The organism is Vibrio sp. N418 (assembly GCF_000222565.1).
Taxonomy (GTDB): domain Bacteria; phylum Pseudomonadota; class Gammaproteobacteria; order Enterobacterales; family Vibrionaceae; genus Vibrio; species Vibrio scophthalmi.
Genome location: NZ_AFWD01000045.1, coordinates 171,681 through 187,389, shown reverse-complemented (window position 1 = coordinate 187,389; position 15,709 = coordinate 171,681). Strand labels below are relative to the sequence as shown.

Genomic DNA, 15,709 nt, shown 5'->3' with positions numbered 1-15,709 from the left:
TTATGAGAGATAAGGTTCAAGCACTTGCTGGCGGTATGATGGTTTCGATCATCGTCCTAGTAATCGCAGGTATTTTTATCGGGATAGGCGCGGGCGTTGTCAACCAGATGGCATCGCATGACTCTGTTATTTTCGCATTCTTCAAACTGATGTTGGATCTTGGTTTGATGGTGATGCGTAACCTACCACCATTCTTTGCCATTGGTTTGGCATTTGCACTGGCGAAATCGGAAAAAGGTTGGGCGGCATTTACAGGTTTCACCATGTTTATGTGTTTCAACGTAGCGATCGGTTCGATTGCCGCTTACCACGGTTGGACTGCAGAAACGACCAGCGTTCCTGCGCTAATGGAAGCGGGCTACGATAAAGTTGCGGCGCAAAACTTCAATTCACTTTGGGGTGATTCGCTCGGCATCTTCGCTTACAACATGGGTATCTTCAGCGGTATCTTAGTTGGTTGTATCACCGCGTGGATCCACAACCGTTACTACAAATTTGAGATGCCAGCACTGTTAAGTTTCTTCTCTGGCCCTCGCGCTGTTGTGATCTTTGCTTACTTTGCCATCATGCCAATCGCCTTGTTTGTTTACTACGCATGGCCACCAATTGCAGGCGGATTGCAGTCAATCACTACGCTAATCACTAGCTCTGGTATTTTCGGTTCATTCCTATTTGGTGTGTTCGATAAAGGCCTACTACCGTTCGGTCTACACCACCTAATCGCATTCCCAATCGAGTACACTCGTGTGGGCGGCGTAATGGAAATTGACGGTGTGGTTTACGAAGGTGTTCGTAACATCATGAACGGCCAAATGAGCTCACCAGACGCAACAGGCTACATTACGCACAACTTTACTAGCGGTCGTATTCCAATTCAGATCGGTGGTCTAACAGGTGCGGCGTACGCAATGTATGTAACGGCGAAAACTCAGAACCGTAAGAAAGTTGCGGCAATCATGGTACCCGCAGTCTTTACTGCGGCAGTTATCGGTATTACTGAGCCTCTAGAGTACACGTTCCTATTCGTTCAACCATTCTTGTTCTTTGCTGTGCACGTACCACTAAACGGTCTTGCTTACGTGATTACAGAAATGTTTGGTGTCTCTATCCACGGTAACCAGTTGCTGTTCATGGTGCCAAACCTGCTGCAACCTGAAAAAGTACACGCATGGGCACTACTATGGATTGTTCCACTGTACTTCGTGATTTACTTCTACACGTTTAAGTTCTTCATCTTGAAGTTCGATGCGAAAACGCCGGGCCGTGAAGATGACGATGCCGCTGATATCGCACTGTACTCAAAAGACGATTTCAAGAAGAAGCAGAAACAAGACACAGCGGGTCTACCAGTGGCAATCATCGATGCATTGGGCGGCGCGGATAACATTGAAAACATCTCTAACTGTGCAACACGTCTACGTGTGTCACTGCATGATGAATCTCTTGCTGCAAGCGATGAGGTTTGGAAGAAAGAGCTGAACGCAATCGGTGTGGTTCGTATGCCAAAAGGTATCCAAGTTATCTACGGCGCGAACGTGATCACCATCGCTTCAGGTCTTAAAGATGCCTTAGGTATTGATTCATAGCTGATCAATAACTAAGCATCCTGCAACACCCTACAAAAAACCATAACTAAAACAAAAGCAACCCGCCTGTGACGTTAAGTCACAGGACGGGATCTCTGTACCCTAAATATGGAAAATTGAATCATGAAAACCATTACAAAGTGTTCATTATCATTGCTTGCAGTCTGTGTTTCTGGTGTTCTACATGCGGCAGACACAACCCCAACATGGCCTGAGCGTAGCCCAATTGTTTTCTGGGGCGACCGTGCCAATGAAGACTGGTCATACGTAGATAATATTGCCGAAGATGACAAAAGCTTCTCTGAGAAATTAAAGCGTTTAGATATCTCAGAAGACGGTGACTGGAAGGTTTCTTTCTCGGGTAACGTGAAGGCCTCTTTCGATAACCGTTGGAACCATATGTACGATCCTGAAGTGCGCAAACATAATGAATTCCGTTCACGTTTGCAGTTTGCTACCGATGTGACCTACCAAGATTGGATGCGCCTATATGGTGAGATCCGAACCAACTACACCAACTTAGATAGCCCAGGCCCAGTTGATGATGCTGGTACGGACTTCCATCAACTGTTTGCTGAATTCAAGCTGCTCGACGATGGTGAGCAGTTCCTGAGTACGCGCCTTGGTCGCCAAGAGATCTACCTTAACGAATGGCAAATGATGAACCGTGAACCGACGCCAGTACAAAACAGTTGGAATGCAATTTCAGCTAAGTACAAAGTCGCAGGCATCAATTTTGATGCGTACTACGGTGAAGAAATCTTCCCTGTTCGTGGTGACAAAGATTGGAGTGGTAACTGGGACGATAAAACCAACGGTAAAAAATCGACCGGCTTATTTGCCAACTGGCGTACAAGCTTTGGCGCCATGCAAGCTTACGTGATGAGCAATGAGCTCACTAACTCAAGCTTTGTTAATGCGCCTCATGGTGACGTAGACATCCAAGTGCTGGGCTTACATGCGCACGATTTCGTTAGCGAAGGCTTTGGGTACATGGTTGATGGTATCTACCAGTTTGGTGATCAAGCCGGTAAAGATATCTCAGCATATATGGCTTACGCTGACCTAAACTACAACTGGAAAACGGATTGGAACTACCGTGTGGGTATTAACCTGCATTACGCGTCAGGTTCTGATAAGAACAGCGATAAAGTAAACACCTTTAACCCATTGTGGACCGGAGACCCGCTCGGTTTCGCCCACGATGGTGCTTATGGTAACGCGATGCAATTTGGTGGCTACTCTGTGATTGAGTACAAGCCAAAACAGAGCATTATTACTGGCTTTATGTCGACTTGGCGTGCCAACACCGAAGATGCAATCTACACCTTGAACCAAGATGTATTGTATGGCGCAGACTCAGATGAGAAATACGCTTACACCCAGTTCTACTTGCAATTCCACAACTATCTAACGCCGAACTTGAAGAGCGAAGTAAATACCTACTACGCTCTGGCAAGTGACTACACTGATGACGTAGTCAGCCCAGATAGTAAAGACATTGCTCGTATTGAACTGGCATTGATTTACAACTTCTAGTTTTAGTCCTAGAAAATGTTGTAACAAATACTGGCTTTCTCTCCTAAGGTCAGTGTTTATCCCCCCAAAATAGCGAGTGAAGACGTGTAATGATAGGCAGGTCTTTGTCTCGCTAAACTAGGGTTTTCAATTTAGTCCGTCCTATTACTTGGTTTTTTCCAAGTTCAAATCTGTCGTTTAAAACCCGTGTGTTCAAAAGCCGTGGTTTAAGACGTTTGCCCAGTGATTTCACTGGGCTTTTTTTATCTTTGATGTTATTGGTATTAAAACGATCGAATAAAAAAGAGCCAATAAGCTCTCCAACGATGCTTTTGGTTTGGGGCATTTAGCCCATAAACCACGAGACAAAAATCAGCGCGCCAAAGAGAAACGTTGCCACGAGAGCTGGCTGTCCACCAGCAGCAGTGTAAGTATGATCAAGCTTGGCATGTTCGAAGTGAGGTTTACGTACCTGCTTAACCATTGCTAATGGCCCCCAGATCGCTAAGAACACCAATACCATGCCAGCATAATCCAACATACTGACAAATTGGTTCGAGAAAAGAGTCGCTAGCACCAAAGGCAGAATAAAAGTGAGACCGTATGCTTCTGTATTACCTTTGGTGATGGCATCTTTGTTTTGGTCATACAATGCCATCGATACACCAAGATAAGAGGTAATCAGGGCGAGGGCAGAGAAGAGAGCGATTACCCCTTTTAACATGCCCGCTTCTGCACCAAAAGCGGCGATCAACTGTGAGATGTTATCAAACTGGCTGACTGCTTCTACACCGAGGTTACCAATGATGGCAAACAGCCAAATGAGGTAGCACAGCAGTGGGATCACCGAACCGAGCAAAATCATATTGCGGATCTGTTTGTCGCTCGCTTCATGGTTATAAATCACCAATGATGGGATCACCACCATTGAGGCAAAACTGGTAAAGATAACCGCGCTGTATTTCACCACATCCCGAGTACTAAAGGCGCTTTCTTGGCTCAAATTACTCAGGTGGATATTGCTCAACAGTGAACCAATCACCAAGAGTAGCATCGCGACCATTAAGATAAATAGTCCACGATTAAGCTTATCGACATGGGATTTACCGGCGACAACGACGAAACCGGTCAGCAAGCTAAAGAGGGTATAACCGACAGCGGGTGGAACATCCATGCCTAAATCGAGCAAGAAGTTATGCACTAAATCACCAATACCAATTAGGTAGGCGATCATCATGCACACCAGTAAAAGGTAGAACAGCGCATTAATAAAGTGCTTGCCTTTGTAGCCTAAGGTTAAGTACGCAATGCTGCTCATCCCAGTGTTGTCTTTGGTTTTAGTGCATGTCTCGGCGAGAAGCAGGGCAGAGTAGGTTGTACCGAGGAAAATCACCAGCATTAGGAGAGCACTGACGTAAAAGCCAAATTGTGCTAATACCATCGGAATGGCCAGCATTCCCGCCCCTAATGCGGTTCCTGATAAAATCAACGAACTGCCAAACAACTTCATATTCAAAACTAAACACCTTACCTAAAATCTATTATGAGACGTGTAACAAGAGACGAGCGAGCCTAGCAAAGAAAGCGCTTTAGCCCTTCAAGGATTTAGTTTTATTTATAAAGTTTTCTAAAAATGGCAGCGGGAAGATCAAAAAAGGCCAGCCAAGGTCGGCTAGCCTAGTGTTTGATTTTAATGAACAATCAGTACGCAGCAGCAATCTGCGCAGTGGTTATGACGTTAGCCCATAAACCATGAAACAAAAATCAACGCACCAAAGATGAAGGTGGCAGCAAGCGCAGGTTGACCACCGCCAGCGGTGTAGGTTTGCTCAAATTTTGCGTGGGAAAAATTTGGTTGGCGGACTTTGACTACCATGGCTAACGGCCCCCAAATTGCGAGGAAGACGAGCACCATACCCGCATAGTCAAGCATGCTAACAAACTGGTTAGAGAACAGCGTAGCCAGTACTAGAGGGAAAACAAACGTTAAACCATAAGCGGCAGGCGTGTTGTTGGTGATGGCGTCTTTGTTTTGGTCATACAGTGCCATGGATACGCCCAGGTATGAGGTGATCAGTGCTAAAGCGGAGAAGATCGCCACCACGCCTTTAAGTAGTTTTGCTTCACCACCGAAGGCTGCAATTAACTGAGAAATATTTTCAAACTGACTGACCGCTTCCACCCCTAAGTTACCAATGACGGCAAATAGCCAAATTAGGTAGCACACCAGTGGGATAACCGAGCCAAGTAAGACCATGTTGCGGATTTGCTTTTCTGATGCATCGTGGTTGTAGCTAACCAATGACGGAATCACCACCATCGAAGCGAAACTGGTGAAGATAACTGCACTGTATTGCACCACATCGCTGGTGGTGAAGTGGCTCTCTTGGCTGAGGTATTCCCATTGAATGTTATTCATCAAAGAGAAAATTACCACAAATAGCATCACTATCATCAGGATAAATAGGCCACGGTTTAGCTTGTCGATGTACGACTTACCAGCAACCACCACCAAGCCCATCACTAAGCTAAATAGGGTGTAACCAACGACTGGTGATACGTTGAAACCAATTTCAAGCAGCATGCTGTGCAGCAAGTCACCAATACCGATGATGTAAGCGATCAGTAAGCAAGCCAGTAAGAGGTAGAACAAAATGTTGATGAAGTGCTTACCGTTACGACCCAGTGTGAAATAAGCAATGCTGCTCATGCCTGTGCTTTCTTGGGTTTTGGTGCATGCTTCAGCCAGCAGTAGGGCTGAGTATGTGGTGCCTAGGAAAATGACGATCATCAAAGCTGCGCTGACAAAAAAGCCAAATTGCGCCAATACCATTGGGATTGCCAACATTCCTGCGCCTAATGCAGTTCCTGATAAGATTAAGGAACTGCCAAACAGTTTCATATTCAAAAGAAAAGACCCCTACTGAAAATAATTTCAGAACAACGTGTAAAATTTATTTGCCAAGACTAACAAATAAATCAGTAAAAACCGCATAGAAATTTTCTATCTTGTGGAATAAATATTCTAAACAAGCTTGAAACCCCCGAAATATCGAGCTTTTGATGGTTTATTAAGCAAGAAAATGGCGCTCTGACCAGTTGAAATAAATCCGTGTAGTTGTTTTTTTCACCAAAAATAGCTTGGCAAGAAGGAAAAAATCATAGGGTAAATTTCTTCGTACGTTTGTTGTGATTTGAATTTTTTATCGTCACGGATAAGGAGTTTGTGGGATGAGTGAGTAAATTCATTCCATAGAGCACAAAAGTGGCCCTCATTTCGTTTTATGGTTTGATTGCTATGCATCGATTTAATCACTGAATCTTTTCTGCATTTTACCGAGGTCTAATCAATACGATATTACTTAATAGGTAACACGTATTCACAATTGTTTAAATCATCGCTAAAACCTATTGAATTAATAAGTACAAGCGTTTTTTAATAAATGACTTTCAGGATTACTCTTCATAGCAGAAACAAGGCCAACGCCAATAACAACATCCCTAATTCATCTCTGGAAGGAAGATACGATGAGTAAGAAATTAACCACTGCTGCTGGTTGTCCGGTTGCCCACAACCAAAATGTAATGACCGCAGGTCCTCGTGGTCCACAATTGCTACAAGATGTTTGGTTTTTGGAAAAACTAGCTCACTTTGATCGTGAAGTGATCCCTGAGCGTCGTATGCACGCCAAAGGTTCTGGCGCTTATGGCACCTTTACGGTTACTCACGATATTAGCCAATACAGCCGTGCGAAAATCTTCTCTGAAATCGGCAAAGAAACCGAGATGTTTGCACGTTTTACCACGGTTGCAGGTGAGCGCGGCGCGGCAGATGCGGAGCGTGATATTCGCGGCTTCGCACTAAAATTCTATACCGAAGAAGGTAACTGGGATTTGGTTGGTAACAACACGCCGGTTTTCTTCTTGCGTGATCCGCTAAAATTCCCAGATTTAAACCACGCGGTTAAGCGTGATCCGCGCACCAACATGCGCAGCGCGACCAACAACTGGGATTTTTGGACATCACTGCCAGAAGCTTTCCACCAAGTGACCATCGTGATGAGTGATCGTGGTATTCCTGCTTCTTACCGTCATATGCATGGTTTTGGTAGTCACACCTTTAGCTTCATCAATGCGAATAATGAGCGCTACTGGGTTAAATTCCACTTTAAAACTCAGCAAGGCATTAAAAATATTACTGATCAAGAAGCAGAGAGCATCTGTGGTAAAGATCGTGAAAGCCACCACCGTGATTTGTATGAAGCGATTGAAGGCCAAGATTTCCCTAAATGGAAAATGTACGTACAGATCATGCCTGAGCTAGAAGCGGATGAAGTGAGCTTCAACCCATTTGATTTGACTCGTGTATGGTCACAAAAAGATTACCCATTGATCCCGGTGGGTGAATTCGAGCTAAACCGTAACCCTGAAAACTTCTACGCAGAAGTTGAACAGTCAGCGTTTAACCCAGCTGCTGTCGTTCCGGGGATTGGCTTCTCGCCAGATAAAATGCTGCAAGGCCGCTTGTTTGCTTACGGTGATGCTCAGCGCTACCGTTTAGGGGTTAACCACCACCAAATCCCAGTGAATGCGCCTCGTTGCCCAGTACACAGCTACCACCGTGACGGTGCAATGCGTGTTGATAGTAACTTTGGTTCAACAATCGGCTACGAGCCAAACTCACAGCAGGAGTGGGCAGAACAGCCTGACTTCTCTGAGCCGCCGCTGCGTATTAATGGCCAAGGCGCTAACTACGATCACCGTGTCGATGAAGATTACTTTAGCCAAGCGGGTGACCTGTTCCGTTTAATGAATGCCGATCAGCAACAAGTGTTGTTTGATAACACCGCTCGTGCAATGGATGGTGTGCCTGAGTTCATCAAGCAGCGCCACATTGACCACGCTTACCAAGCCGATCAAGCTTACGGTGAAGGCTTGAAAAAAGCACTTGGTATGTAAAGGCTATAAACCTAATCAGTAATTATCAAAAAAGGCGCTTTGAGCGCCTTTTTCTTTTTAAGTTTGTCGTGAGGGAATGACTTATAGAACTCTTAACGCATCCACATCAACTTTAGTGCCTGACATGTTCTTATCAATCTCGCCGATTAGCTGCACTTTTGTTTCAGGGGTTGCGGTTTGGTTTAACCACTTGTCGTGGTCGATTTCAACCGTGATTTCGCCCGTTTTATCAGTGAAGATATACATCTCGCCGCCGAGTGAGGCTTTGATATTACCCGTTAGCGTAACCGGCATATCATCGCTGAACATACCCGCATCTAGCACCTGTTGAACAGTTGAAATACCTTGAGTTGGACCATTAAAGCCTGATGCTTTTTGTGGGCCGTTAAAACCTTGAGCGAAAACGGAAGTTGAAGCAGCAAGAGCAAGTGTTGTTATTAGTAATTTGGTTTTCATTATTATTTTTCCACTGTGTGTTGAGACTGACGCTAATGTAACGCCCGCTAGCTGAATGGAAGATGAATAATTTTGTTATCTTTGGTTATTTTTCACTAAGTTGGAATTAATCGAACTGAGCCAATCGACATAGCTCATTTTTGGCCTTCGTTGGGGGCTCTTGTTTCTTGTTACCCCATTGCAATAGGGGATCACGCTATTGTTATTTCTGAAAATAGGGGAGAGTTTCACACTTTGAAAATGTGAGACAAAAAGCGTGTGGTTATTCTCACAGACAGTAAAACCAAGCGCTTATACACTTATTTTTATCCGTGAAATAAAAGAGATAAAATAATGAAAAAAACCATTCTAGCAATGCTCGTTTCTAGTGTTGCATTTGGCTCTTACGCTGCGCAGTGGAATGTACCAGATTTAGCGATTGGTGGTGGTGAGCTACCACAATCAGTCGAGCATCAGTCATTGGTTAAAGGTGTCGATTACTACCAGATCCAACGTGGCACGTCGCAAGAAGAAGCCTACCTGCTCTCTAGTGGCATTTTGAACGAGCAGACCATCAAAGATTACTCAGCAAAATTGGATGATCTCAAACTAACCTACAAGCTAGAAACCGCGCCAGAAGCCGCGCCCAATAGGCAGGAAATGGGCAAAATTCTTCGCATAAGAGGATTTGAGTCGTCGGGTGAAGCGGAAAAGCAAGCCAGAGTACTGAAAGAGCATGGCCTGAACTTCTCTCTAAGATTCTCAGCGCAAGATGGTTACGACACCAAAGGGCCGTTTGATATTAGCCTGTTGCGTGTCGATCTAAACCAATATCAAGGTAAAGTGGAGAGTATTCTTGCCAACGATAAAATCACCACAGCAGAAACCGTATCAAGCATGGCGGAGCGTAATCAAGCGCTGGCAGCGATCAATGGCGGTTTCTTTGCCTTTAACGATCAAGTGGGTGATATGGGTGCACCGGCGGGCTTGTACGTGAAAGATGGTCAATTGCTGCGAGAAGCGGCGAACCAGCGACCTGTTCTGATCATTGATAACTCAGGAAAACACTCTAAAGTGTCGATTGGTAATTCAGTGACCACAGAAGTACTGCTTAACATTAACGGAAATACGGTTCGTATCGATGGTATTAACCGCAAGCCGGGCGTGATCCTCAACTGTGGTGGGCTTGATGATACGCCTTCCACTGAAGCGATACATGACTTCGTCTGTACTGACGACAGCGAAATCATCGTTTACAACTCGGCCTATGCTGCGCAAACCCCGCAAGGGGAAGGCCAAGAGATCGTGATTGACGCCAACGGTAAGGTGGTTGAGGTGTCAGCAAAGCGCGGCAGCGTGATTAACGCAGATTTTAGCTACGTACAACTGACCGGTGATTCAAAGCTGGATGTCAAACTTGGTGATAACCTCACGCTTGCAAGCAAAGTGGTGGTTGATGGTGAAGAGGTTGAGTTACGTAAAGGCGTGTCCATGCTCAACGCAGGCCCTAGTCTTGTCACTAATTTCGCCATCGATATTGCCTCTCGCAACACGCAAGGTTTTAACCCTTATCCATCAACGGGCGATCACGCAGGTTCTCAAGATGATGATGGCCTGGGTGTGAGCGGTGCGATGGAAAACCGTGAAGGGTTTTACAACGGTTGGGTATTGCGCCGTCATCCGCGTACCGCATTAGGCGTAACAGACAATAACGTTTTATACGCCGCGGTGGTGTATGGCCGTGCGCCAACGGTAACAGAAGGCGCAAGCATTACTGATGTGGCGGCGGTGATGGAAGCCCTTGGCACGAAGAATGCCATCAACCTTGATGGTGGCGGCTCCTCGATGATGGTGATCGACGGCAAGCGCACTGGCTCTTCTTCTGACGCCAGCGAAAGGGAAGTTTCTGACGCGATTATTTTTACGCGCTAAGCGTGATTAAAGTATCAAGCACTAAGCGCCTTCGGGCGCTTTTTTCGGTTTTTGGCCGATAGATTAATTTAACCCTAATATAAGGACACACACCCCAACTACAAAGCACAACTACAAAGGACAGACGCTATAAAACTGATATGTCGAGCAGCCTCAAGGTTGTCGCTACTCTAAAAATGCATTGTTCATTTGGCGTTTATCTGGTGGAAAAATACAATATTGGTTAAATAGAGTTGGGTTGGCGCGAACGGAAATAAACGAAGGTGGTTATTCGTTGGATTGGCAGTGTTATGAAGAGAGTAAATCGGCGATATTCAACCATCTAAGCGAAACAGATGTATCCGTTTTTTATTTAAGTGACTTCTGGCTAGCTCGACAGTGCAGAGACAACCGACGGCGGTACTACGATGACGCTCTAGTTCAGTGCAGACTTTGAGCCAAGTGCGCTGGTTTAGGTTGAGCCGTTGTAGTATCGGCGGCACGCCTGCCCCTAAATAAGCTTTTCCCTCTCGAAATTGGCGCGCACTCCAATCCACCAGTTCAAGATAATCCATCAGTCGAAAGGGAATACCATCGAGTTTTTCATTAGTGGGATTGCCGATAAATGGGTGTAAGCAAGGAGCGGTTTCTTGTTGATGGTTTAATGCTTTCAATCTGGCTTGTATCGAAGTGAATTCTGAGGTTTCTGGCGTTTTGGCAATGCCCGCTCTCAATGGGTTTAAATCGACATAAGCCATCGCCGCAGCGAGTGCTTGTTCATCGAGTAATGCCTGACTTTTAAAGCGGCTTTCCCAAAAATGCCCCTTACAATCTTCTTCTCTATTGGCTTGGCAAGCAATATCAAAATTGAGCTCTTTCATAAACCAGCTAAGACTCCATAAGCGAGAGCGCCAAGAGTCAATGATTAACAGACAAGCTTCTGTTTCCGCCTTAGTGGTTAATTGCCCCAATAACCAGCGTGAAACAATACTTGGAAGTTTGTGCTCTCGCTGCCAGCGCTCGACCACTTCATGGTCAGAAAGAGCTGCAGCCTTGTCTCGATTGATATGCACGACCAGATGATAGTGGTTGCTCATAATCGCATAAGCACAAATATCGATGCAGTAGACTTGCGAGAGTGCATATATTTTGTTTTTGATCCACTCGCGGCGATGCTCAAAGTTTTGCTTTGTTAACGGGTCAATACCACACAATAAACTGCGCCTAACGCAGCGAGAAACGCAGTGATAATAAGGCGTTGCATCGACGGATATCTGTTGTCTTCTGGCTGTCGTCATTATTGTTCTCGGGTGGTGTTTAATCTCTCAAGAATAAAAGGCAGAAAGAGAGCGGCAAGACTCAATGCTCGAACTTACCACGAGGTTATCAGCAAACCATACTTTGGTTACTTTAGAGTGTGTGTCCTCGTAGGATATACACAGGACAGACGTTATTAAAATAATGGTGGTGAGGGTGTTTTAGGGTGTCTGTCCCTTTAAGCCCTTTATTACTTTGCGGGATGATCTCAGAAATTAGAGTGTTTTAGATATTGCTTTTGGGGTGGTTTTTAGAGATTCTGTAATGCTGCGTAAATTTTACCGCACCAGCAGTTGCGATCGTCAACCATTTTCTAAATAGGTAAAATATGAAATATCCTCAATCTCTTCCTCATTCTCATCAAGTTCTTTTACAGCAAATTATTGATGTATTTTCTCAAGATCCCCGAGTGTGTGGCATCGGTGCTAGTGGCTCCTATGCTTCAGATTCCATGGACCAATACAGCGACTTAGACCTTGTTATCGCCATCGAGCCTGAGAGCTTTACTGAGGTAATGGCCCATCGATTTGAGTTGATCCAATTGGTAGAGGGGAATGTTGCCGCCTTTACTGGTGAACATGTTGGCGAACCAAGGCTTATTATTTCTCTTTTTGAGCCGAATGCTGTCCATGTGGACTTCAAATTTGTGTCTCTACCAGATGCTGCAATAAGAGTCGATGACACAAAAGTTTTGTGGGAGAGAGAGGGGGTATTGACTGATATTTTTTCAAAGGCTAAACCACAATATCCTTGCCCTGAATTACAGTGGGTGGAAGACAGGTTTTGGATTTGGGTTCACTATGCAGCAACCAAGATCGCACGCGGAGAGTATTTTGAAGCGCTGGAATTTATCTCATTCCTTCGCCAAAACGTCCTTTCACCGCTTGCGCTACAACAAGCTGGAATGACTCCATCAGGGGTGAGAACAATAGAAAAGCGTTTACCTGAGTTTGCTCAGCAGTTGTCTAAAACGGTGGCATTACCAGAACGTCAGTCATTGATTAAGGCGATGACACAGTGTATTAAGATCTATCTTGAGCTTAGAACTCTGCAAGAGGTTGCATTTAATCAGCAGGCTCAGCAGGTTTGTACGAACTATTTTATTGAACAGTTTCAAGCGAACGTCTAAATCGAGCCGTCAATTTAGCTCAATTATTGACATACGGTGATTTAAAACGAGTCAAAAAAGGCGTTCATCATGAGCGCCTTTCCATATTCACCAAAACAAAATCGGCTTACAACAACTGACCATCCACCAATACGGCTTGTGATTGGTAATCGTTAGAGAGTACCGTTGCTGCGGCACGGTAGCCCGGTTTTAGCTGGCCTAGTTGAGTTAGGTTCATCGCTTGTGCAGGGTAGGTCGAAGCCATTCTCAGCGCTTCTGCTTCCTCTACACCCCATGCAATCACATTGGCGACCGATTCATCCATACCGATGTGTGCGCCCGCTAAGCGACCTTCGCTGTTGACCAGTTTATTATCGATCACTTCGATAATTTGCCCATCCAGTTCAAAACGGTTGGTTTCGCTGCCCAGCGTTGCCATCGCGTCGGTGACGATCAACAGCTTACCCGCAGGTTTTACTTTTTGCGCCAGCATGACATTGCTTGGGTGTACATGAATACCGTCGGTAATGATTGAACACCAAGCATGGTCGGTGTGCAGTGCCGTGCCAATGGCACCGGGTTCGCGCCCCTCAAACGCCGACATGGCATTGAAAAGGTGCGTAAAGCCGTCAATGCGGCTTAATTTACGTGGGGTTAATTGTGCGGCGGTGGCATTACTATGGCCGCAAGAGAGGGTTACACCTTGTTGCTGTAGCCAATCGAGCGTTTCATCACTCATGTTCTCCACTGCCGCGGTGACCAATACTTTGGCCTGTTTTGGCCAAGGAAAATCAGCGAGATCGTTGATGGTAGGAGAGTAAAATAGCTCGGCGTTATGCGCGCCTTTTTTCTCTTTGCTTAACCACGGGCCTTCAAGATGCACGCCAATCACGCCCGGCACATGCGCTTCAATTGCTTGTTCGGTGGCGGTTAATGCTTGGCTAATGTCTTGCGGGGTAGAGCTGATCAGCGTTGGCAATAGGTACGCTGTGCCATGTTTGCGGTGTGCGCGGCAAATGGTATCAATCGCGCTGGCGCTGATGTCGCTGTTGAACATCACATCGCCGCCACCGTTAACTTGTAAATCAATAAAGCCTGGTGCAATTAAGGCATCAGCATAATGTTGATGCTCAATGTCGCTAGGTAATTCGGCAATCGGAAGGATCGCTTCAATCACATCGTTATTCCAAATGAGTGCGGCATCGTGATGGTAATGAGTTCCATCAAAAAGACGTGCAGCAGAAATGGCTTTCATTCCCATAATTAGTCCTTATTAAATTGGAAAGCAGCGCCGAGCAAGCAGGCGTCATAATCACCTTGAGCGGCAATAATCGGCACTTGGAATGCGTGTGGACGCTGAGCAATATGTTCAACGACGCGGGCTAAATACCCACTGGCAAGACCGACCCCACCACCTAATACGATAATATCTAAATCAAGGGTTGCTTTAAGGTTACAACATAAGGTGGCAATAGCTTGCGCACTGGCTTGGACAATCGCTTCTGCTTGCGGTTCATTTGGCGCGAGCTCAAATAACTCAACATTGCTGATTGGTGGGTTAAACGTTTCGTGACTACGACGCTGAATTGCGGTACCTGACGCGATGGCTTCCACACAGCCTACCTGACCACAACCACACTGCGGGCCGTTAGGATCAATCGAGAAATGACCCACATGACCTGCAAGGCCAGTAGCACCACTGTGTAACTTACCATCAATAATGATACCGCCGCCGACCCCTGTAGAAACGGTAATAAACGCCATGTTACGCGCAGCTTGAGGTAGTTTGACATACTCATACCAAGCCGCGGCTTGAGCATCATTGAGCATGGCAACCGGTTTGTTGGTTAGGCTTTCGAGCGCGGCGGCCAATGGAAAAGGCGCTGGGAAGGCGAGGGTCTCGGGGTTAATGGCCGAGATACCCTGCTCGGTAACGAGGCCTGTGGTCGAAATGCCAATTCGCGTTGCACGATCAAGCCAATCTGCCGCTTGTTCAAGGATCATCGCTGCAAATTGGCTCGCTTCTTTTACTGTTGGAGTTGGGAACTGACGACGTTCAACAATGGCATCGCCGTGTACCAAACCAATTGCGATCTTTGTGCCGCCGATATCAATTGCCAGTGTGTTTTTCGCCAGTGTCGACATTAACGCTCTCCTGCTGCTTGAGTGGCTGAATTAAACCAGTCAATCATCACTTCTAAACGAGTCAGTGCTGAACCGACGGTTACTGCTACAGCGCCATGAGCGATCGCTTGAGCGGCCAGTTCCGGGGTGTTGTAACGACCTTCGGCCATGGTAAAGAATCCCGCTTGGGAAAATTGTTTCACCAATTGTAAATCTGGTTCGGTTGGCTCTTCACCACCAACATAACCCGACAAAGTAGAGCCAATAATATCAACCCCAACTTCGTTGGCCCAAAGACCATCTTCAAAGTTTGAGCAGTCCGCCATAGCAAAACAGCCGCTTTCTTGGATCGCTTTAGCAATCACATCACGACTTTCTGGGCGTTCACGATTGGTCGCGTCAAAAGCGATGATGGTCGCGCCTGCTTCAGCCAGTGAAGCAACATCACAAAGGTAAGGAGTAATGCGTACAGGACTGTCCGTTAAATCACGTTTCACAATCGCAATAATTGGTAGATTAACGGCACGCGAAACGGCAGCTACATTGGCAACACCCTCGATGCGCAGCGCTTTTGCTCCTGCTTGTTCTGCCGCTTGTGCCATTGCGACGATGAATTCGGTTTTTTCTAATGGGCTATCTGGCACTGGTTGAATCGAAACGACAGTTTGACCTTGGAGTTGCTCTTTTAACTGGTTGATATTTATATTTTTTGTTCTCACGTTTGGCCTCTCAATAAGACATTTCACAGCGG

General features: G+C 45.9%; 12 protein-coding genes. 5 read left to right on the top strand and 7 right to left on the bottom strand.

The window, feature by feature from the left end; genetic code table 11:
* Positions 1 to 2: 2 nt before the first annotated feature.
* Both RH86_RS09315 and RH86_RS09310 read left to right on the top strand, forming a co-directional pair.
* Positions 3 to 1,586: a PTS transporter subunit EIIC gene (locus RH86_RS09315; protein ID WP_009733779.1), complete on the top strand. Its 1,584-nt coding sequence runs from the start codon at positions 3 to 5 to the stop codon at positions 1,584 to 1,586.
* Between the two features lie 123 nt (positions 1,587 to 1,709).
* Positions 1,710 to 3,125, top strand: a complete 1,416-nt coding sequence (locus RH86_RS09310; RefSeq protein WP_009733778.1) for an alginate export family protein — start codon at positions 1,710 to 1,712, stop codon at positions 3,123 to 3,125.
* Positions 3,126 to 3,450: 325 nt separating this feature from the next.
* On the opposite strand, the gene RH86_RS09300 is transcribed toward RH86_RS09310, so the two are convergent.
* Positions 3,451 to 4,614 (bottom strand): amino acid permease, encoded by a 1,164-nt coding sequence (locus tag RH86_RS09300; RefSeq protein WP_009733776.1) that lies wholly within the window; start codon positions 4,612 to 4,614, stop codon positions 3,451 to 3,453.
* Between the two features lie 228 nt (positions 4,615 to 4,842).
* On the bottom strand, positions 4,843 to 6,006 hold the full coding sequence (locus tag RH86_RS09295; protein WP_009733775.1) for an amino acid permease: 1,164 nt from the start codon (positions 6,004 to 6,006) through the stop codon (positions 4,843 to 4,845).
* A gap of 626 nt (positions 6,007 to 6,632) precedes the next feature.
* Between RH86_RS09295 and RH86_RS09290 the strand changes: the two genes are divergently transcribed.
* Complete coding sequence (locus RH86_RS09290; RefSeq protein ID WP_009733774.1) at positions 6,633 to 8,063, top strand: catalase; 1,431 nt, start codon at positions 6,633 to 6,635, stop codon at positions 8,061 to 8,063.
* A gap of 81 nt (positions 8,064 to 8,144) precedes the next feature.
* On the opposite strand, the gene RH86_RS09285 is transcribed toward RH86_RS09290, so the two are convergent.
* The gene (locus RH86_RS09285) at positions 8,145 to 8,519 is read right to left on the bottom strand and encodes a NirD/YgiW/YdeI family stress tolerance protein (protein WP_005595664.1); all 375 of its coding nucleotides are present in this window, start codon (positions 8,517 to 8,519) and stop codon (positions 8,145 to 8,147) included.
* A 333-nt stretch (positions 8,520 to 8,852) separates the two neighbouring features.
* On the opposite strand from RH86_RS09285, the gene RH86_RS09280 reads away from it, so the two are divergent.
* A complete protein-coding gene (locus RH86_RS09280) occupies positions 8,853 to 10,430 on the top strand; it encodes a phosphodiester glycosidase family protein (RefSeq protein ID WP_009733773.1) in 1,578 nt (525 codons plus the stop codon).
* A gap of 314 nt (positions 10,431 to 10,744) precedes the next feature.
* On the opposite strand, the gene RH86_RS09275 is transcribed toward RH86_RS09280, so the two are convergent.
* Positions 10,745 to 11,623, bottom strand: a complete 879-nt coding sequence (locus RH86_RS09275) for a hypothetical protein (RefSeq protein WP_009733772.1) — start codon at positions 11,621 to 11,623, stop codon at positions 10,745 to 10,747.
* A 431-nt stretch (positions 11,624 to 12,054) separates the two neighbouring features.
* On the opposite strand from RH86_RS09275, the gene RH86_RS09270 reads away from it, so the two are divergent.
* A complete protein-coding gene (locus RH86_RS09270) occupies positions 12,055 to 12,855 on the top strand; it encodes an aminoglycoside 6-adenylyltransferase (RefSeq protein ID WP_009733771.1) in 801 nt (266 codons plus the stop codon).
* A gap of 106 nt (positions 12,856 to 12,961) precedes the next feature.
* Here RH86_RS09270 and nagA read toward each other — a convergent pair whose 3' ends face one another.
* Genes nagA through RH86_RS09255 form a run of 3 tightly spaced genes read right to left on the bottom strand, consistent with a single transcriptional unit; the run spans position 12,962 to position 15,662 of the window.
* Positions 12,962 to 14,095 (bottom strand): N-acetylglucosamine-6-phosphate deacetylase, encoded by a 1,134-nt coding sequence (gene nagA, locus RH86_RS09265; RefSeq protein WP_009733770.1) that lies wholly within the window; start codon positions 14,093 to 14,095, stop codon positions 12,962 to 12,964.
* Between the two features lie 2 nt (positions 14,096 to 14,097).
* Positions 14,098 to 14,979 (bottom strand): N-acetylmannosamine kinase, encoded by an 882-nt coding sequence (locus RH86_RS09260; RefSeq protein ID WP_009733769.1) that lies wholly within the window; start codon positions 14,977 to 14,979, stop codon positions 14,098 to 14,100.
* Positions 14,979 to 15,662 carry a putative N-acetylmannosamine-6-phosphate 2-epimerase gene (locus tag RH86_RS09255; protein ID WP_406853491.1) on the bottom strand — a complete coding sequence of 228 codons (684 nt, stop codon included), beginning with the start codon at positions 15,660 to 15,662 and terminating at the stop codon, positions 14,979 to 14,981. Before RH86_RS09255 ends, RH86_RS09260 begins: the two co-directional genes overlap by 1 nt.
* Between the last annotated feature and the right edge of the window lie 47 nt (positions 15,663 to 15,709).